This window comes from Corynebacterium sp. LK2590 (assembly GCF_040946105.1).
In the GTDB taxonomy this organism is placed as follows: Bacteria; Actinomycetota; Actinomycetes; order Mycobacteriales; family Mycobacteriaceae; genus Corynebacterium.
In genome coordinates this window covers 430083-447636 of record NZ_JAYWMH010000002.1, presented here as the reverse complement: position 1 = coordinate 447636, position 17554 = coordinate 430083, and the positions used below count along the sequence as shown (strand labels likewise).

At 66.5% G+C, this 17554-nt stretch carries 14 protein-coding genes; all 14 read right to left on the bottom strand.

The window, feature by feature from the left end; all coding sequences use genetic code 11:
• Positions 1-247 precede the first annotated feature (247 nt).
• Positions 248-1507: a tyrosine--tRNA ligase gene (gene tyrS, locus VVR85_RS04695; RefSeq protein WP_368519780.1), complete on the bottom strand. Its 1260-nt coding sequence runs from the start codon at positions 1505-1507 to the stop codon at positions 248-250.
• Between the two features lie 66 nt (positions 1508-1573).
• Positions 1574-1747 carry a Trm112 family protein gene (locus VVR85_RS04690; RefSeq protein ID WP_070769337.1) on the bottom strand — a complete coding sequence of 58 codons (174 nt, stop codon included), beginning with the start codon at positions 1745-1747 and terminating at the stop codon, positions 1574-1576.
• A gap of 188 nt (positions 1748-1935) precedes the next feature.
• Entirely contained in the window at positions 1936-2964 is a 1029-nt protein-coding gene (locus tag VVR85_RS04685; protein ID WP_368519779.1) for an ornithine cyclodeaminase, read from the bottom strand.
• A 94-nt stretch (positions 2965-3058) separates the two neighbouring features.
• Positions 3059-4582, bottom strand: coding sequence for an amino acid permease (locus VVR85_RS04680; protein WP_409338171.1), 1524 nt, complete (start codon positions 4580-4582; stop codon positions 3059-3061).
• Between the two features lie 302 nt (positions 4583-4884).
• The gene (gene argH / locus VVR85_RS04675; RefSeq protein ID WP_368519778.1) at positions 4885-6330 is read right to left on the bottom strand and encodes an argininosuccinate lyase; all 1446 of its coding nucleotides are present in this window, start codon (positions 6328-6330) and stop codon (positions 4885-4887) included.
• Positions 6331-7548, bottom strand: a complete 1218-nt coding sequence (locus VVR85_RS04670; protein WP_368519777.1) for an argininosuccinate synthase — start codon at positions 7546-7548, stop codon at positions 6331-6333. It lies immediately after the preceding gene.
• Positions 7549-7675: 127 nt separating this feature from the next.
• A complete protein-coding gene (locus tag VVR85_RS04665; RefSeq protein ID WP_368519776.1) occupies positions 7676-8167 on the bottom strand; it encodes an arginine repressor in 492 nt (163 codons plus the stop codon).
• Positions 8168-8171: 4 nt separating this feature from the next.
• Complete coding sequence (gene argF / locus VVR85_RS04660) at positions 8172-9122, bottom strand: ornithine carbamoyltransferase (protein WP_368519775.1); 951 nt, start codon at positions 9120-9122, stop codon at positions 8172-8174.
• Between the two features lie 89 nt (positions 9123-9211).
• Positions 9212-10381: an acetylornithine transaminase gene (locus VVR85_RS04655; RefSeq protein ID WP_368519774.1), complete on the bottom strand. Its 1170-nt coding sequence runs from the start codon at positions 10379-10381 to the stop codon at positions 9212-9214.
• Complete coding sequence (gene argB / locus VVR85_RS04650; protein ID WP_368519773.1) at positions 10378-11325, bottom strand: acetylglutamate kinase; 948 nt, start codon at positions 11323-11325, stop codon at positions 10378-10380. The genes VVR85_RS04655 and argB overlap by 4 nt, the downstream gene beginning before the upstream one ends.
• A 52-nt stretch (positions 11326-11377) precedes the next feature.
• Complete coding sequence (gene argJ, locus VVR85_RS04645; RefSeq protein WP_368519772.1) at positions 11378-12592, bottom strand: bifunctional glutamate N-acetyltransferase/amino-acid acetyltransferase ArgJ; 1215 nt, start codon at positions 12590-12592, stop codon at positions 11378-11380.
• A 66-nt stretch (positions 12593-12658) separates the two neighbouring features.
• Entirely contained in the window at positions 12659-13717 is a 1059-nt protein-coding gene (gene argC, locus VVR85_RS04640; RefSeq protein WP_368519771.1) for an N-acetyl-gamma-glutamyl-phosphate reductase, read from the bottom strand.
• A 145-nt stretch (positions 13718-13862) separates the two neighbouring features.
• Complete coding sequence (gene pheT / locus VVR85_RS04635) at positions 13863-16376, bottom strand: phenylalanine--tRNA ligase subunit beta (RefSeq protein WP_368519770.1); 2514 nt, start codon at positions 16374-16376, stop codon at positions 13863-13865.
• A gap of 38 nt (positions 16377-16414) precedes the next feature.
• Positions 16415-17461 (bottom strand): phenylalanine--tRNA ligase subunit alpha, encoded by a 1047-nt coding sequence (gene pheS, locus VVR85_RS04630; RefSeq protein ID WP_368519769.1) that lies wholly within the window; start codon positions 17459-17461, stop codon positions 16415-16417.
• Positions 17462-17554 lie beyond the last annotated feature (93 nt).

Genomic DNA, 17554 nt, shown 5'->3' with positions numbered 1-17554 from the left:
TTGCAAAACCGTTCCGCGCTATTGTCTAGCGAAGTTCGTGTTTTGTAACTGGGGTTTAAATCTTAGACCAACTTTTAAACCAAAGTCAACCTGGAGTTTAACTCCCTGTCACCTGCTCTCGCGGCGACTCGGACTAATTTACACACCCCTTTAATTTTCCACAAATCCCCTGCTAGACAATAAAAACCCGCCACCAGGTGGTGACGGGTTAACTTTTGGCGCTGCCGGTTACTGCCTTCGGCGGGTTTTAGACGAACTTGGCGCCGGCGAAGTTCTTCTTGCCGCGGCGCAGAACCAACCATGCCCCGTGCAGCAGGTCGCTGTCGGACGGCTCCCACTCCGAGTCTTCGACTCGCTCGTTGTTGACGTAGGCGCCGCCTTCCTTAATGGTGCGGCGGGCCGCGCCCTTCGAATCAGCCAGGCCGCTGGCGACCAGAAGATCCACGATGGTTCGGGGCTGGCCCGCCTCGATCTCGGCGACCTCGGTCTCGGACAGCGCGCCGCACAGGGTCTCCTCGTCCAGGTCCGTCAGGCTGGCCTTGCCGAACAGCGCCTGGGCAGCGAGCTCGACGGACTTCGTGGCTTCCTTTCCGTGGACCAGGTCGGTCATTTCCTGGGCCAACCGGCGCTGAGCCTCACGCTTGTACGGCTCGGTCTCTACCTTCTCCTGGTACTCGGCGATCTCGTCCTGGGTCAGGAAGGTGAACCAGCGCAGGTAGTCGATAACCACGGAGTCTCCAGCGTTCAGGAAGTACTGGTACCAGGAGTACGGGGAGGTCTTCTCCGCGTCTAGCCAGAGCTTGCCGCCACCGGTGGACTTGCCGAACTTCTGACCGCTGGCATCGGTGACCAGCGGCACGGTCAGGCCGTGCACCTTGGCGCCGTCGACGCGGCGGTTCAGGTCCACACCGGAAACGATGTTGCCCCACTGGTCGCCGCCGCCAATCTGCAGAACGCAGTCGTAGTTGCGGCGCAGCTGCACGTAGTCGTTGGACTGCAGCAGCATGTAGGAGAACTCGGTGTAGGAAATGCCGTCGGCCTCCAGGCGGCGCTTGACGGTGTCGCGATCCAGCATCGTGTTCAGCGAGAAGTTCTTGCCCACGTCGCGGAGGAAGTCGATGACGGACATGTTCATCGTCCAGTCAGCGTTGTTGACCAGGGTTGCGGCGTTCTCGCCGTCGAAGTCGACGAAACGACGCAGCTGGCCCTTAATTGCTTCGAGGTTCTTCTCGATAACGTCCTCGGAGAGCATGGAACGCTCCCCGACGTCGCGCGGATCGCCGATGAAGCCGGTAGCGCCACCAGCCAGAGCTAGCGGGTGGTGGCCGGCTTCCTGGAAGCGGCGCAGCATGATCATCGGGACCAAGTGGCCGGCGTGCAGGGAGTCACCGGTCGGGTCGAAGCCGCAGTACAGGGTGATGGGCTGCTCGCAGGCCTCGCGCAGGGCCTCAAGATCCGTGGACTGGTTGATCAGCCCGCGCCATTGCAACTCATCGATGATATTCATGAAAATCGTCGTCCTTCTAGTAGATCTCTTCTTAGTTTTGGTTTCGGGGCGCCCCTGGAACTGGGCCTAGGCCGGCCATTTCTTGGCCTCGTCGGCCAGCATGACCGGGATGCCGTCTTCGATGGGATAGGCGATCCCCAAGCGCTTGTTTACTAGGACCTGCTGGTCCTCGATATACTCCAGCGGGCCTTTGTCCTGCGGACAAACCAAAATGTCTAGGAGGGCGGGGTCACAACTCATGGCCCTCATCGTACCCGTTGCGCTTCCACCCTGCGGCCTTGGCCCCGCCCTTTCCGGCGGCGAGTCCTCCGCTGCGGTCGCCGGTGGAGGCTTCGGACGCGACAAAGCCCCGCTTCCCCATCGGTACGAGGCCGCGGGAGGCGGGGCGAAGGCAATTGCGCACGTGGTTTAGCCGCGTGCGCTGTGGGCTAGATCAGGGAGGGAACGTTCGCCACGAGGGAGAACAGATCCTTCGGATCGTCCGGGTTGGCGATGATGTCGATGTCGGTCTCCAGCTCGGTGCCCTTGACCGCGTCGCGGACGTAGCGCAGCGCGGAGAAGTCGTTGATGGCGAATCCCACGTCGTCGAAGAGCGTGATCTGCTCGTCGTCGTCGCGGCCGGTCGCCTGGCCCGTCAGGACCTGGTAGAACTCCGTGACGGGGAAGTCCTCCGGCATCTGCTGGATTTCGCCCTCGATGCGGGTCTGCTCCGGGAACTCGACGAAGACCTTGGACTTGTCCAGGATGGAGGCCTCCAGCTCGGTCTTGCCCGGGCAGTCGCCGCCGACGGCGTTGAGGTGCACGCCTGGGGCGACGTGGCGCTCGGCCAGAATCTGGTTCTGAGCCTTGTCCGCGGTGCAGGTGGTGATAATGTCAGCGCCCAGCACGGCCTCGTCGACGCTGTTGCAGGCGGTGATGTTGAAGCCCAGCGGCTCCAGGTTGCGCTTGAACTTCTCGACGGCATCCGGGTCGATGTCGTAGATGGTGATGTCCTCGATGCCCAGTACGCCGCGGAAGCCCAGCGCCTGGAATTCGGACTGCGAACCGGCGCCCACCATGGCCATGCGCTTGGAATCCTTGCGGGCCAGGTACTTGGCCACCATCGCGGAGGTCGCGGCCGTGCGCAGGGCGGTCAGCAGGGTCATCTCGGCCTCGAAGGTCGGGTAACCGTTGTCCACGTCGGCAAGCACGCCGAAGGCGGTCACGGTCTGGAAGCCGCGGGCCGGGTTGGACGGGTGGCCGTTGACGAACTTGAAGGCGTACTCCTCGCCGTCGGAGGTCGGCATGAGCTCGATGACGCCGAACGGGGTGTGGGAGGCCACGCGCGGGATCTTGTCGAAGCGCTCCCAACGGCGGTAATCGCTCTCCAAGTACTCGACCATGCCGGTAATGATGTTTTCTACGCCGTCGCGCTGGATCCAGCGCGCCATGTTCTCAACGTCGACGAATTTGACCATAGTTTCTTAATCTTCCTTCCTTTTACTAACGATGTCGCTTCCCCAAGCGCCGGGGTGTATCCCAGCGCTCAGCCATAGCCGTTAGAGATCTTACTTACTTTCGATCGCGCGGGTGCAGGTCCGACTGCGGGGCAGCCGGGAAGCTAGAGGTCGGCAGGTGCTTGGCGCGGCGCTCATCGGCAATGGCCCGGATGCGGTCGCGCCAGGCGAACCACATCACCATGAAGACCGGGATGAGCAGGATGGAGGCGCCCAGCGCGTAAGTGCCGATTGGGTAGTCGAAGGCCATCAGGACGATGACCACGGCGATGAAGACCAGGGTGGCCCAGTCCCCGACCGCGCCGAAGGGCGAGCGATACTCCGGCCGCGTGTAGCGCCCGCTCTTAGACAGCCGCACGAACTTCAGGTGCGCCAGGGCGATAGCTGCCCACGATGCCAGCGTGCCCAGCGCCGCCAGGTTCAGCACGATTTCGAAGGCCGCCTCCGGAACAATGAAGTTCAGGAACACGCCCGCCAGGCCCACGAAGGCCGCCATAACGATGCCGCCGTAGGGCACGCCCGACTTAGACATCCGGGCACCGAACTTCGGACCGGAGCCAGCGGTCGACATGTTGTACATGATGCGCCCGGTCGAGTACAGACCGGCGTTCAGCGAGGAGATCGCCGCGGTGATGACCACCAGCTGGAAGATCGGGGCCGCGGCCGCGATACCCAGGGACTCGAAGAAGGTCACGAACGGCGAGACGTTCGCGATGTACTCGGTGTACGGCAGGACCAGGGTCAGCAGCAGCACGGAGCCGAAGTAGAAGACCAGGATGCGGAACAGGACGTTGTTGACCGCCCGCGGGATATGCTTCTCGACGTCCTTAGTCTCACCACTGGTGGTACCGACCAGCTCGATGCCGGCGTAGGCGAAGACCACGCCCTGGATGACGATGACGGCCGGGATGAAGCCGTTCGGCAGCCAGCCGCCGGCGTCAGAAATCAGGCTAAACCCGGTCGGGTCGCCGCTCGGGTGGCCGAAGATGACCACGCCGATGGCCACCAGCATGAAGATGAGCAGGGCGACGACCTTGATCATGGAGAACCAGTACTCCAGCTCGCCGAAAATCTTGACCGACATCATGTTGAACAGCAGGATGCCGCCGATGACCAGCAGGGCCAGCACCCACTGCGGGATGTCTTCGATCCAGTGGGTGTACTGGGAGAACCACTTGATGTAGAGGGCCACGGCCGTGGCGTCGGCCACCAGCGTCATGGCCCAGTTGCCCCAGTAGAGCCAGCCGGTCACGAACGCCGTCTTCTCGCCGTAGAACTCACGGGCATAAGACACGAACGAGCCGGAGCTCGGGCGGTAGACGATGAGCTCGCCGAGCGAGCGCAGGATGACGTAGCCGAACATACCGCAAATGAGGTAGAGCACGGCCAAGGAGGGGCCGGCTTGTTCGAGGCGCGCACCGGTGCCCAGAAGGAGGCCGGTGCCGATAGCGGAGCCAATGGCAATCATCTGGAGCTGGCGGTTGCCCATCCCCTGTTGCAAGCCATGGTCCTCGGAGGCGTAGACGTTGCGTTCTGCCTCGTGGGGGGCTGACTCGGAGCCCGTTGGATTGGTTGTCATAGGTTGGCTTTCTAAATCTGTCCACGATTAAGTAGCACGGATCACATCCGCTTGAGTGAACTGTAGTACACACTTCAAAGATGTGTGACTGGCAGCACCTTCGCTAGTCTCGTTTTTCAGACTGTCCCCGGAGACACCCCCACCACCACAGAAAACAGAACGCCGTACGGTGAGAACCACTAGCCCCGAAAGAGGTAGCCCTGCCCCACCGATGCAAAAACCGGCGCGGCCTTGTCGCCTCACCACAGGAGGCAACGAAACCGCGCCGGTTCGTTAATGGTGGCTATGCCAGCTAGCCGGTGCTATTTCTGGGCGCCGGGAATCACCGGAGTCTCCGCCCAGGTCTTCGCCTGAGAATTGCGCTGGGCGACCAGCTCGCGTTGCTCCGCCACGCGCACACCCGCGGTGCCGCCCTTGGTAGAGCGGGAGGCAACCGCGCCGTCGATGGTCAGCACCTCGCGCACCTCCGGGGTGAGCGCCTCGTGGACCCCCGCCAACTCCGCGTCGGTGAGATCGATGAGATCGACGCCGCGTTCCTCGGCGATCCGCACGCACTCGCCGGAGGCCTCGTGCGCCTGGCGGAAGGGCACGCCCTGGCGCACCATCCACTCGGCCAGGTCGGTGGCGAGCGTAAACCCGCGCGGGGCCAGCTCGCGCATCCGGTCCTCGTGGAAGACCAGGGTGCTGACCAGGCCCGTCATCGCCGGCAGCAGCAGGTTGAGCTGGGCGACCGAGTCCACGATCGGCTCCTTATCCTCCTGCAGGTCCCGGTTGTAGGCCAGCGGCTGCGCCTTGAGCGTGGCCAGCAGGCCCGTCAGGTTACCGATGAGACGGCCGGTCTTGCCGCGGGTCAGCTCCGGAACGTCCGGGTTCTTCTTCTGCGGCATAATCGACGAGCCCGTCGACCAGGCGTCATCCAGGCTGACGTAGCCGTATTCCGGCGTGCACCAGTAGATGATCTCCTCGGCCAGGCGCGACATGTCGATGGCCGTCTGCGTGAGAACGTAGGCGGTCTCCGCGGCAAAGTCGCGCGAGGCGGTAGCGTCCAGGGAGTTCTCCGCCGCGGCGTCGAAACCGAGTTTCTCGGCGATGGCCTCCGGGTCCAGCGCCAGCGAGGAGCCCGCCAGGGCACCGGAGCCGTAAGGCGAGATAGCCAGTCGCTTGTCCAGGTCCTGGAAGCGCTCGATATCGCGCAGCAGCGGCTGAGCGTGGGCCAGCAGCTCGTGCGCCAGCAGGATGGGCTGGGCGGCCTGCGAGTGCGTCTTGCCCGGCATGATGGCCTCCGGGTGCGCGCCCGCCTGCTCGACCAGCGCGTCGATCAGCTCGGTGATCTGCGCCGTGATGTCGCGGATGGCGTCGCGGACCCACATGCGGAACAGGGTCGCAACCTGGTCGTTGCGGGAGCGGCCCGCGCGCAGCCGGCCGCCCACCTCGGGGCCAACGCGCTCGATGAGCCCGCGCTCCATGGCGCCGTGGACGTCCTCGTCGTGGGCGTTCGGCGTGAACTCGCCGGAGGCGACGTCCTTACCTAGCTGCTGGAGACCAGCAATCATGGTCTCGAAGTCGGCATCGCTGAGCAGGCCGGCCTTGTGCAGGACGCGGGCGTGGGCCTGGGAGGCCAGCACGTCGTAGGGCGCCAGGACCCAGTCGAAGTGGGTGGACACGCTGAGGGCAAACATCGCCTCAGAGGGACCGCCGGAGAACCGGCCGCCCCAGAGGGCGCCCTCGTTCGTCTTGTGCGGCTGCATCTACTTCGCCCCCGTGCGGAAGCCGCCGTCCCGGTCGCGCTGGTTGGAGATCTGCGTGGACAGGCCGTGCAGCTGCACGAAGCCCTTAGCCGCGGTCTGGTCGAAGGCGTCGCCGGTGTCGTAGGTGGCCAGGTCGAAGTCGTACAGGGACTGGCCCGAGCGACGGCCGTTGACCACGATGGAACCGGCGTGCATGACCATGCGGATGTCGCCGGTGACGTTCTCCTGGGAGGACTGGATGAACTGGTCCAGCGCCTTCTTCAGCGGGGAGAACCAGAGGCCGTCGTAGACCTCCTCGGACCAGCGGGCATCGGTAAGCCGCTTGTAGCGAGCCAGTTCGCGCTCGACGGCCACGTCCTCCAGCGCCTCGTGCGCCTTGATCAGCGCGATAGCGCCCGGGGCCTCGTAGACCTCGCGGGACTTGATGCCCACCAGGCGGTCCTCGACCATGTCCAGGCGGCCGATGCCCTGGGCGCCGGCGCGCTGGTTCATCTGCTCGATGGCCTGCAGGACGGTCACCGGCTGGCCGTCGATGGCCACCGGCTTGCCCTTCTCGAAGGAGATAACGACCTCGTCGGGGGCGTTGCCCAGGCCCGGATCCTCGGTGTAGGCGTAGAGGTCCTTTGTCGGCGGGTTCCACAGATCCTCGAGGAAGCCGGTCTCGACGGCGCGACCCCAGACGTTCTGGTCGATGGAGAACGGCGAGGAGGCGGACTGCTCAATCGGCAGATCGATTTCCTCGGCGAAGGCGATGGCCTTATCGCGGGTCCAGGCGTAGTCACGAGCCGGGGCGATGATCTCCAGGGACGGATCCAGGGCGCGGAAGGAGACCTCGAAGCGCACCTGGTCGTTGCCCTTGCCGGTGCAACCGTGGGAGACGTGGGTGCCACCGTGCTCCTGGGCGGCCTCGACCAGGTGCTTGACGATGAGCGGGCGAGAGATAGCAGAAACCAGCGGGTACTGCTTCATGTACATGCCGTTGGCCTGGATGGTCGGCAGGCAGTACTCCTCAGCGAACTCGTCCTTGGCGTCGATGACGATGGACTCGACGGCGCCGCAGTCCAGGGCGCGCTGGCGGACCGACTCCATGTCTTCCCCACCCTGGCCGAGATCCAGGGACACCGCGACGACGTCGCCGCCGGTCATCTTGGCCAGGTACGGGATGGCCACCGAGGTGTCCAGGCCGCCGGAATAGGCCAGCACTACGCGTGCACTCATTGCGAATCTTCTCCTTCTTGAGCACGGTTGTCTGCAATTAATTCATCTGGATAAATATTATCCACCGGGAGCGCGGGGAACAAACTCCGCCACCCCGCGCCTCACCCCTGGCCCTAGTCTGCCAGGTCTACTCGCTCGTGGAGCTGCGCCCGGTCAGCCGCTCCCCCAGCTCCTTGCCGGCTAGCGGTTCGCGCGCCAGGACGAAGACCGTGTCGTCGCCAGCGATGCACCCGACGACGTCCGGCAGGCCCACGCGGTCGATGAAGCTGGCCAGGTACTGGGCCGCACCCGCCGGGGTGCGCAGCATGGCGATGTTGCCGGAGTGGTCGTGGGAGACCACCAGCTCGTCGACCATGCGGCGCAGCTTCTCCCGGGGCCCGTTGACCTGGTCATCGAAGTCCTCGTGCTCCCCGCCGACCTTGTAGAAGGAACGCCCGCCGTCGCGCTTGACCTTCTTAGCGCCCAGCTCGTCCAGGTCCCGCGACAGCGTCGCCTGGGTGATATCGATTCCCTCGTCCAGCAACAGATCGGAAAGTTGCACCTGGCTGGTCACCCGGGTCTTGCCCAGGATTTCCAGGATTTTGGCCTGACGCGCGTTCCGGGTACTCGGCACGGTCATGTATCTAGCTGTCCTTTCGTTCCAACAACCACGTCAGCAGCGCCTTCTGGGCGTGCATTCGGTTTTCGGCCTCGTCGATGACGCGGGACGCCGGCCCGTCGATCACCTCGGCGGTGACCTCGTTGCCGCGGTAGGCCGGCAGGCAGTGCAGGAAGATGGCGTCGTCGGCCGCGGCCGCCATGACGTCGTCATTGACCTGATACGGCAGGAACGGGGTGCGGCGGTCCTTGCCGTCGCCCTCCTGCCCCATGGAGACCCACGTATCCGTGATCACCACGTCGGCGCCGGCCCCGGCCGCAACGTCATCGCTGACAACGACGTTAGCACCGGTGGCCTCCGCCCGAGCGCGCGCCCGGTCAACGAAGCGCTGCTCCGGCTGGAACTGTGCCGGCGAGCAGATGGTGATGTCCATGCCGGCCGTGGCAAAGCCCAGCAGGTAGGAGTTGGCCATGTTGTTGGCGCCGTCGCCGTAGTAGACAGCCTTCTTCCCGCGGAGATTTTCTACCCCACCGAAGTTCTCGGCGCAGGTGAGCAAGTCGGCCAGGATCTGGCACGGGTGCAGGTCGTCCGAGAGGGCGTTAATCACCGGGACCGTGGCGGTTTCCACCATGTCCACCAGGTTCTGGTGGGCGAAGGTGCGCCAGACGATGGCGGAGACGAACCGCGACATCACCGCGGCGGTGTCCTGGATGGACTCCCCCTTGCCGATCTGGGTCTCCGAGGTGTCCGAGACCACCGCGTGGCCGCCCAACTGCGGCACGCCGGCGCCGAAGGAAAAGCGCGTGCGCGTCGAGGTCTTATCGAATAGCACCGCGACGGTCTGCGGGCCCTCGAGGGGCCGGTAGCCGTACGGGTCCTTTTTCATCTCCAGCGCCAGGTTCAACACCTCGGCCTGCTCCTGGGGGCTCAGGTCGTCGTCGGCAAGGAAGTGCCGAAGCTTGGGGGCGGAAGTCATATCGTTCGTTGTCCTTTCGATGTATCTACGAATCTTATTTTATAGCGGTTGGTGCATAATCCGCAGGGATGGGCTCGCGGATGTTGCCGCTACTTGCTGAGCTCGCCCAGGATGGCGGCGATGTGCTTGACCGCGAAGTCGATGTCCGCGTCGGTCAGGACCAGCGGCGGGCACAGTCGCAGCACGTACTCGTTGGGGGCGTTGAGCAGCAGGCCGTGGTCGTAACCGGCCTGCACGGCCTTCTTCGCCAGCGGCTGGTTGAGCACGACGCCCAGCAAGAGGCCCTGGCCGCGGACGTAGTCCACCTGCTCCAGGGCGGAAAGGCCCTCGCGCAGGGCGGCTCCGGCGTCCTGGACCCGCTGGCAGAAGGCCTCGTCGACGTGGTCGATGACCACCTGGGCCGCGGCCGCGACCACGGGGTTGCCGCCGAAGGTCGTGCCGTGGGAGCCGGGCGTGAACAGCTCGGCCGCCTTGCCGCGGGCAATCGTCGCGCCCATCGGCAGGCCGCCGCCCAGCCCCTTGGCCAGGGTGATGACGTCGGGTTGGATGCCCGCCTGCTGGTGGCAGAAGAACGAGCCCGTGCGGCCGATGCCGGTCTGCACCTCGTCGATAACCAGCAGGATGCCGTGCTCGTCGCAGAGCGCGCGGGCGGCGCGCAGGAATTCCGGCGTGGCCGGGACCACGCCGACCTCGCCCTGGATGGGCTCCAGGATGATGGCGGCCGTATCGGCCGGGTCCTGCTCAACCAGGGTGCGCAGGTAGTCGATGTCGTTGTAGGTGAAAAACTCCACCCCGCCGGGCAGCGGGCGGAAGGCGCGCTGCTTGTCCGGCTGGCCCGTCAGCGCCAGCGAGCCCATGGTGCGGCCGTGGAAGCCACCGTGGGCGGCCAGGATCCGCCGGCGCCCGGTCAGGCGCGCGAGCTTGAAGGCGGCCTCGTTGGCCTCCGCGCCGGAGTTACAGAAGAAGACCCGGGCGCTGGAATCGCCCACCTTGTCCCGCAGGGCGGCCGCCACCTGGAGCGTCGGCTCGGAGGCGCACAGGTTGGACACGTGGCCTAGGCGGGCAACCTGCTCGCTCACCGCGGCGACGATGTCCGGATGGGCGTGCCCCAGCGCGTTGACGGCGATGCCCGCCACCAGATCCAGGTAGTCCTTCCCGGCGTCGTCGGTCACCCAGGCGCCCGACCCGCTGCGTAGGGTCAGCGGCGGGGTCCCGTAGTTGTTCATCATGACGTCATTCCACTGCGGAGTGGTGCTCATTTCGCGTCGTCCTTCCTAAAGACCGTTCCGGCCGGGTAATTGTTGATTTGGTAATCGTCGGGCAGCACCATCGTTCCGATGCCGCCCATGGTCATCAGCTCCAAGAGCACGGTGTGGGCCTGGCGGCCGTCGATGACGTGCGCGGCCTTCACCCCGCCTTCCACCGCCTTGAGGCAGGCTTCCATCTTGGGGATCATCCCGGAGTCCAGGTGCGGCAGCAGCTCGCGGAGCTGGCTGGCCTCGAGCTTCGAGACCAGCGAGTCCGGGTCCGGGTAGTCCGTGTAGAGGCCCTCGACGTTGGTCAGCATAATAAGGCGCTCCGCGCCCAGCCCGACAGCCAGCTCGCCGGCGGCGATGTCGGCGTTGATGTTGTAGACCTCCCCGCTATCGCCAGGGGCGATGGTCGAGACCACCGGGATGCGGCCGGCATCGATGATGTCGCGCACGGCCGCGGGGTTGACCTCGGTGATTTCGCCGACCAGGCCGACGTCGCAGCCCTTGCCGTCGATGGTGACCTCGCGGCGACGGGCCCGGAACAACCCGGCGTCCTCCCCCGACGTGCCCACCGCGTAGGGCCCGTGGGAGTTAATGAGGTTGACCAGCTCCCGGCCGACTTGGCCGAAGAGCACCATCCGCACTACCTCCATGACCTCCGGGGTGGTAACCCGGAAGCCGCCCCGGAATTCGCCGTGCAGGCCGACGCGTTCTAGCATCGCGTTGATCTGCGGGCCGCCGCCGTGGACGACCACGGGCTTGGCGCCCACAGTGCGCAGGAAGACCATGTCGGCGGCGAAGGCCTCCTTGAGCGCATCGTCGACCATGGCGTTGCCGCCGTATTTGACCACGACGATCTTGTCGCGGAAGTGTTTCAGCCACGGCAGCGCCTCCGCCAGGATCTGGGCCCGCTGCCCGTCGCTGAGCCGGTCCGTAGTGGGATTGTTCATTGCTCTTCTTTCTCCCCTAGTCCTTGTTCCTGCTTATCCGAAGCCGCTGCACCTAGGAGCTGTAGGCGGAGTTGATTTCGACGTAGGCGTGCGACAGGTCCGTCGTCCGCACCGTCGCCTGCCCCGCGCCGCCCGTGCCCAGGTCGACCTCGACGTCGATATCGGTGCCGCTGAGGTCCACTTCGCGGGCGGTCGGCGTGCCGGTGGTGTTCTCACAGACCGCATGGCCGTTGAAGCGCACGGCTATGCCGTCCGGGTCCATCGCCACCGGCGCCATGCCGACGGCGGCCAGCACCCGGCCCCAGTTCGGATCGGAGCCGAACATCGCGCACTTGAAGAGGTTGTCCCGGCCCAGGGTGCGCGCGGCTACCAGAGCGGCGGCATCGTCCTGGGCACCGGTGACCGTGATCTGCACGCGCTTGGTCACGCCCTCGGCATCGGACTGCATCTGCGCGGCGATCGCGGCGCAGACCTCGTGGATGGCGGCGTTGAGCTCTGCCTGGTCGGGGGTAATGCCCGCCCGGCCCGAGGCCAGGGCCACCACCGTGTCGTTGGTGGAGGTCGAACCGTCGATGTCCAGGGTGTTGAAGGTCTTCGGCATCGCCGCTTCCAGCGCGGTCTTAAGCTGCTCGGAGGTGACGTCGGCGTCCGTGGTGATAACGGCGAGCATCGTCGCCAGCGAGGGCGCCAGCATGCCCACGCCCTTGCCTATAGCACCCACGGACCAGCCCTCGCGCCGCGCCGAGGCCTGCTTAGGCACCGTGTCGGTCGTCATAATGGCCTGCGCGGCCTGCCCCGCGGCCTTAGCCGTCGCGCCCGCGCCCTGGGCTGCCTGAGCGCCCAGCTTGTCGATGCCACCGGCAACCACCGGCATATCCATCGGCTCGCCGATGATGCCGGTCGAGCACACCACGACCTCCTGCGGCGCCACCCCCAGGGCCTGCGCCGTGGCCTGGGCCATGGTCTCGGCGTCCTGGTCGCCTTGGGCGCCGTTGCAGGCGTTCGCGTTGCCGGAGTTGATCACCACGGCGCGTACGCTGCCGTCAGCGACGGCCTTCCGGCTGTATTTGACGGGTGCTGCCACGACCTGGTTCTGGGTAAAGACCGCGGCGGCCGCGCTGGACGGGCCCTCGTTGACGACCAGCGCCATATCGGGGTTGCCGGAGGGCTTAAGGCCGGCGGTCGCGGCATAAGCGCTAAACCCGGCCGGGGTCACGACGCCTAGTTCTTCCGGGGCGGCGTCAGGTCCTGGGGTGTGAGTCTGCATGGGGGTTCTCCTAAAAGGTGCTTGAAAGATGGGGCGAGGGTTAGTGGCGGGAATGTTGGTCCCGCTCTAGGGCAGGACGGAGGTGCCGGTCAGTCCGGCGGTTTCCTCCCAGCCCAGGGCGAGGTTGAGGCACTGTACCGCTGCCCCGGCCGTACCCTTGGTCAGGTTGTCGATAGCGCAGGTCATAATCAGGCGGCGCGCCCCCGCGTCGACGTGGACCTGGATCTGGGCGAAATTCGATCCGACGACGTGCTTGACCTGCGGCTGGACGCCCTCGGACAAGAGCTGGCAGAAGGCCTCGTCCGCGTAGGCCGCGACGTAAGCGCGCCGGGCGGCGTCCGCTACGGCGGCCGCGTCCTGGGGAACATCGGCGGCTAGCGGGGCGGAGACCGTGGCCAGGATTCCCCGCGTCATGGGTACGAGCACCGGGGTGAAACTGACGGTGACGCCAGGGACCAGCTCGGAAAGGTTCTGGACCATCTCCGGGGTGTGCCGGTGGGTGCCGCCCAGGCTGTAGGCCTTGACGTTGCCGATGGTCTCGGAGCCGCTGAAGGCTACCGCGGCCTTCTTGCCCGCACCCGAAAGCCCCGTCACGGCGACGACGTCGAAGCTCGGCTCCACGATGCCGCCCTGCAGGGCCGGGAAGGCCGCCAGGGTCACGGCCGTCGGGAAGCAGCCCGGCACGGCCACGAGGCGCGCGGCGGAAATTTCCTCCCGGTGGCCGGGCAGCTCCGGCAAGCCGTAGGGCCAGGAGCCGGCGTGATCGGTGCCGTAGTAGTCCGCCCACGCGTCCGGGCTTTTCAGCCGGAAGTCGGCGGCGCAGTCGATGACCAGGACGTCCTCGGGCAGCTGCTGGGCCAGGGCGGCCGAGTGCCCGTGCGGCAGGGCCAGGAAGACGACGTCGTGGCCGGCCAGTGTCTCGACGGTCGTGTCCTCCAGCGTGCGGTCGGCCAGCTCGGCCAGGTGCGGGAGGGCCTCGGCCACGGGAGCCCCGGCCTGGGAATGCGCGCACAGCGACCCGATGGTCAGGTCGCCACGGCGGTACGCGGGGTGTGACAGCAGGAGGCGGAGGATTTCGCCACCGGCGTACCCGGTGGCGCCAGCTAGTGCGACGTGAATACTCATAGCGAAGAGCATAGATGAATATGCACTCGAATGTACGTTATTCACGAATCTTTCGCTGTTTTCTCCGTTTTCTAGCGTTTTTACTACCCCCGAAAATGCATAAACCCCCGCCGCTGGGTGCGGCGGGGGTAGGTGCGGGCGGGAACTAGGCGCGGATCTTCGCTCCCAGCTCCTGCTCGGCCAAAGCGGCGGCGGCCTCGCGGTGCGCGTTGACCTCCTCGTCGGTCAGCGTGCGGTCCGGGGCGCGGAAGAGCAGCTTGAACGCGAGCGACTTCTGGTTCTCGCCCAGCTGCTCACCGCGGAAGACGTCGAAGAGCTCCACGGACTCGAGCAGATCGCCCGCGCCCTGCGCGATGACGCGGCGGACCTTTTCGGCCGGCACGTCCTCGGCGACGGTCAGAGCGATGTCCTGGTGCAGGGCCGGGAAGGCCGAGAGCACCGGCGCCGGGAAGCGCTCGTCCAGCGGCAGGGCCGTAACATCCAGCTCCATGGCGCAGGTGCGCTCCGGCGCGCCCAGCTTCTCCAGCACCTGCGGGTGCAGCTCGCCGGCGTAGCCGACGACCTTCTCGCCCACCTTCAGCGCGGCGCAGCGGCCCGGGTGCCACGGCAGCTCGCTAGCGGCTTCCACGTCCAGCTCCACGCCGGCCGCCCGCGCGACGATGCGCGCCGACTCGATGGCGTCCGCGTAGGTGTAGGCGCGGCCCTCGCCCCACGGGCCCGGGTTGTCCGCGAAGCCGGCGGAGACGGTGGCTACGTGCAGCGGCTGCTCCGGCAGGGTACCCAGCAGCTCGGCCAGGGTCTCGTCGTCCGGACGGGACTCGACAGAGGGCATTGGCGTGACGTCCGCGCGGCGGAAGGAGACCTGCTGCAGGCCGTACAGGCGCAGGTTGGCCTGGCCGCGGGAGACGTTGCGGTTGAGCGCTTCCAGGATATTCGGCAGCAGGGTCGTCGACAGCTGGGCCTTGTCAGCCTCCAGCGGGTTTTGTACGGCGACGGTCTGGCGGCGGGCATCGTCGGCAGCCAGGCCCCAGACGTCGAAGGTGTCGTTGGCCACGAACGGCGACGGGATGATTTCCGCGTAGCCGGAGTAGGCCAGGCTGTGGCCGATCGCCCGGCGGCGCTTCTGCGCCGGGGTCAGGCCGCGGCCGCCGCGCGGGGTCGGCAGGACGGACGGGATGTCAGCCAGGCCCTCTAGGCGCAGGACTTCCTCGATGAGGTCGACGTCCATGCCGATGTCCGTGCGCCAGGTAGCCGGGGTAACCGACAAGGTCTCGGAGTCCGCGTTCTCGACCTGACAGCCGACCTCCTGGAGGCGGTTAACGACGGTCTCGAGCGAGTAGTCGACGCCGGCGTAGCGGCCGGGCATATCCACGGGCAGCTCGATGGCGGCCGGCTGCGCGACCTCGCCGATGAGCGTGCGCCCGGCCTCGATGGTGCCGCCGGCCAGCTGCTGCAGCAGTGCGCAGGCGTAGTCCAGGGCGACCTCTACCAAGGCAGGGTCCACGCCGCGCTCGAAGCGGCGGGAGGCCTCCGAGGACAGCTTGTGGCGGCGGGAGGTCCGCGCCACGGTGATCGGATCCCAGATGGCGGCCTCGAAGATGACGTCGGTGGTATCGTCCGAGATCTCCGAGGTGGTTCCGCCCATCACGCCGGCCAGGGACTGGATGCCGTTGTCGTCGCAGATGACGACGTCCTCGGCGTCCAGAGTGCGGTCTACGTGATCCAGGGTCTGGAAGCTCTCCCCTGCCTGGGCGTTGCGGATGACCAGCCCGCCGGAGACTTGGTTGGCGTCGAAGGCGTGCATCGGCGAGCCGAGCAGCAGCATGATGTAGTTGGTGACGTCGGTCGGCAGATTGACGCTGCGCTGGCCGGAGAGCATGAGCTCGCGCTCCAGCCAGAACGGCGTGCGCGCGTGCGGATCGATGCCGGTGACCTTGCGCAGGCCGAAGCGCTGGGCCTTGGTCTCCTCCCGCAGGTCGACCGGCAGGGCGCCGGCGGCATCGTCGGCCGCCGGTACGTGGGCGGTATCGATGCCCGCGGCGGCCGGGTCCTCGGCCAGGTCGCGGTAGTCGGCGTCGAAGGCCGAGGCCACCTCGCGGGCCAGGCCGCGCACCGACAGCGCGTAGCCGCGGTCCGGGGTGATGTTGACGTCGAAGACGGTCTCGTCCAGGCCGATGATCTCGCGGGCGTCGCGGCCGACCGGGCCGGCGTCCTCCCCGAGGGTGATGATGCCGTCGGCCTTCTCGCCGAAGCCCAGCTCGGCGGCCGAGGCCAGCATGCCGTTGGAGATGTGCTCGTAGGTCTCGCGCGCGGCAATCTTGAAGCCGCCGGGCAGCTCGGAGCCGGGCAGCGCGACGACCACGTAGTCGCCCTCGCGGAAGTTGCGGGCGCCGCAGATGATGCCCTGCAGCTCGCCGGTGCCGTTGGCCTCGCCCACGTTGACCTGGCAGTAGCGGATCGGCTTCTTGAAGCCGGTCAGCTCCTCAATCTCCTCGACGCGGCCGATGACCAGCGGGCCGGTCGACTCCGGCAGCGCGGCGTAGCCCTCGGTTTCGAAGCCGACGCGCACAAAGCCGCTGTCGAGCTCCTCAGCGCTGACCGACCAGTCCGGGTTCTGGGTGCCAAGCACGCGGGTTACCCAGCCTTGCGAAATAAGCATGTGGTGAATTCTTCCTTTCTAAGAGTCTGGGTAGCGGCCTAGGCCTGGATTCCGAACGGGAGGGTGAAGCGGACATCGCCCTCGACCATGTCGCGCATGTCGGACAGCCCGTTGCGGAACTGCAGGGTGCGCTCCAGCCCCATGCCGAAGGCGAAGCCGGTGTATTCGGCCGGGTCGACCCCGACGGCGCGCAGCACGTTCGGGTTGACCATGCCGCAGCCGCCCCACTCGATCCAGCCGGCGCCGCCCTTCTTGTTCGGGAACCAAACGTCGACCTCGGCCGACGGCTCGGTGAACGGGAAGTAGTTGGTGCGCATGCGGGTCTTGGTCTCCGGCCCGAAGAGCACCTGGGCCAGGTGGTCAAGGGTGCCGCGCAGGTGGGCCATGGTCAGGCCCTTGTCGACGGCCAGGCCCTCGACCTGGTGGAAGACCGGGGTGTGGGTGGCGTCCAGCTCGTCGGTGCGGAAGACGCGGCCCGGGCAGGCGATGTACAGCGGGACGTCGCGGTCCAGCATGGTGCGTACCTGCACCGGCGAGGTGTGCGTGCGCAGCACCTGCTTGGAGCCTTCCACGGAGACGTGGAAGGTGTCCTGCAGCGTGCGGGCCGGGTGATCCGGCTTAAAGTTCAGCGCGTCGAAGTTGAAGTACTCGGCCTCGACCTCGGGGCCGTCGGCGATCTCCCAGCCCATGCCCACAAAGATGTCGGCGATCCGCTCGGACAGCGCCGTAATCGGGTGCAGCGCACCGGTCTGGGCGCGGGTAGTCGGGATGGTCACGTCCACCGTCTCCGCGACCAGCTGTTCCTGGCGGGCGCGCTCTTCGAGCTCCTTCTTCAGCTGCGCGTAGCGCTTCTCGGCCTTGCCGCGCGCCATGTTGACAGCCTTCCCGGCGTCCTTGCGCTGGTCCTTCGGCAGCGATCCCAAGGACTTGCGGGCCTGCGGGATATATCCCTGCTCGCCCAAGTGCTCCCGATGCGCCTGCGCCAGCCCGGCTAGGTCCTCGGCGCCCTCAAACGCGGCGATGGCCTCGTCTGCGGCCGCGGCCAGGGCCGCCTCTGTCAATTCAATCTCGGGGGTATCTGACACGTAGCTTCAACCTTCTTCTCACGCTTAAACTAACGCAGGCTATGTTACCCGCTGTTACCGTGCACACCGGCGCCGGGGCGGGAATTTTATCCC

Excerpts from the sequence above, each read along its gene's own strand:
- tyrS (WP_368519780.1), bottom strand. The coding sequence starts at position 1,507 with ATGAATATCATCGATGAGTTGCAATGGCGCGGGCTGATCAACCAGTCC.
- VVR85_RS04690 (WP_070769337.1), bottom strand. The coding sequence starts at position 1,747 with ATGAGTTGTGACCCCGCCCTCCTAGACATTTTGGTTTGTCCGCAGGAC.
- VVR85_RS04685 (WP_368519779.1), bottom strand. The coding sequence starts at position 2,964 with ATGGTCAAATTCGTCGACGTTGAGAACATGGCGCGCTGGATCCAGCGC.
- VVR85_RS04680 (WP_409338171.1), bottom strand. The coding sequence starts at position 4,582 with ATGACAACCAATCCAACGGGCTCCGAGTCAGCCCCCCACGAGGCAGAA.
- argH (WP_368519778.1), bottom strand. The coding sequence starts at position 6,330 with ATGCAGCCGCACAAGACGAACGAGGGCGCCCTCTGGGGCGGCCGGTTC.
- VVR85_RS04670 (WP_368519777.1), bottom strand. The coding sequence starts at position 7,548 with ATGAGTGCACGCGTAGTGCTGGCCTATTCCGGCGGCCTGGACACCTCG.
- VVR85_RS04665 (WP_368519776.1), bottom strand. The coding sequence starts at position 8,167 with ATGACCGTGCCGAGTACCCGGAACGCGCGTCAGGCCAAAATCCTGGAA.
- argF (WP_368519775.1), bottom strand. The coding sequence starts at position 9,122 with ATGACTTCCGCCCCCAAGCTTCGGCACTTCCTTGCCGACGACGACCTG.
- VVR85_RS04655 (WP_368519774.1), bottom strand. The coding sequence starts at position 10,381 with ATGAGCACCACTCCGCAGTGGAATGACGTCATGATGAACAACTACGGG.
- argB (WP_368519773.1), bottom strand. The coding sequence starts at position 11,325 with ATGAACAATCCCACTACGGACCGGCTCAGCGACGGGCAGCGGGCCCAG.
- argJ (WP_368519772.1), bottom strand. The coding sequence starts at position 12,592 with ATGCAGACTCACACCCCAGGACCTGACGCCGCCCCGGAAGAACTAGGC.
- argC (WP_368519771.1), bottom strand. The coding sequence starts at position 13,717 with ATGAGTATTCACGTCGCACTAGCTGGCGCCACCGGGTACGCCGGTGGC.
- pheT (WP_368519770.1), bottom strand. The coding sequence starts at position 16,376 with ATGCTTATTTCGCAAGGCTGGGTAACCCGCGTGCTTGGCACCCAGAAC.